The organism is Polaromonas sp. P1_G2, from assembly GCF_056405515.1.
In genome coordinates this window covers 1-509 of the sequence record NZ_JBFUBY010000924.1, presented here as the reverse complement: position 1 = coordinate 509, position 509 = coordinate 1, and the positions used below count along the sequence as shown (strand labels likewise).

Annotated in this window: 1 protein-coding gene; it reads left to right on the top strand. The window is 64.4% G+C overall.

All coding sequences use genetic code 11. The features are described from left to right. Positions 1 to 509 (top strand): tetratricopeptide repeat protein (locus AC1D0P_RS28365; protein ID WP_477679783.1); only part of this gene is annotated, 509 nt, incomplete at both ends.

Below are 509 nucleotides of genomic sequence, written 5' to 3'. Positions count from 1 at the left end.
GCCCATGCGCATGCCTGGCGCGCCTGCATCCTCGGCCAATGCTGGGTCAACGGCTGGTGTGGCGACAAGGACGTGCTCTGGGGACAGATCTCTGCCGAATTGGAGCAGGCACTGGCGCTCGACGACAATGACGCCGACGTGCATCGCATCCTGGCTGCCGTCAATGTCAACAACAATGCGCTCACGACGGCGCGCTATCACCAGGAGCGCGCGCTGTCCCTCAATCCCAATTATGATCTGGTCGTGGTGCAGCAGGGCGAGCTTCTAACCTGGCTGGGGCGGCCCGAGGAAGGGGTCGAATGGATCCGCAAGGCCATGCGGCTCAACCCGCATCACCCCGAACGGTTCTGGAGCCATCTCGGCAAGGCCCATTTCGCCGCCCGCCAATATGGCGAGGCGATCGAAGCCTTCATGCATCTCTCGGCCATGGACCACACCCAACACGCCTTCGTCGCCGCCTGCTACGGCTGGCTCGGCGACGGCGTTGCCGCCGCGGCGCATATCGGCAA